Origin of the sequence: Dysgonomonas mossii, from assembly GCF_004569505.1 — a bacterium.
Taxonomy (GTDB): Bacteria; Bacteroidota; Bacteroidia; order Bacteroidales; family Dysgonomonadaceae; genus Dysgonomonas.
Window position 1 is genome coordinate 1 of record NZ_SPPK01000153.1, and the last position, 384, is coordinate 384.

Here is a 384-nt window from a genome sequence, read left to right on the forward strand (position 1 = left end):
TTATTGAACCAGAAGTTAATATCAACGCTAAAGATAAAGAAGAAATTGAAGATATTTTAACTGAGGAAATTGCTAAAGAATTAGATAAATTAAACGATGATCAATTCGTGATGTTGAAATTAACAATTCCAACAAAACCAAATCAATATAAATCATTAATAGAACATCCAAACGTAATTCGTGTTGTTGCCTTATCTGGCGGTTATTCAAGAGATAAAGCAAACGAATTATTAAAAGAAAATGAAGGCTTAATCGCTAGTTTCTCACGCGCATTAGTTACAGACTTATTCGCAGGACAATCAAAAGAAGAATTCGATAAAGGCCTAGCAGACGCTGTAGAATCAATCTACTACGCTTCAGTTAATAAAAATTAATATATAAAAC

General features: G+C 30.5%; 1 protein-coding gene. It reads left to right on the forward strand.

Annotation, left to right across the window (positions count from 1 at the left end; translation table 11 throughout):
• On the forward strand, positions 1 to 374 hold a 374-nt coding region (locus E4T88_RS17855), incomplete at its 5' end, for a beta/alpha barrel domain-containing protein (protein ID WP_497707132.1).
• Between the last annotated feature and the right edge of the window lie 10 nt (positions 375 to 384).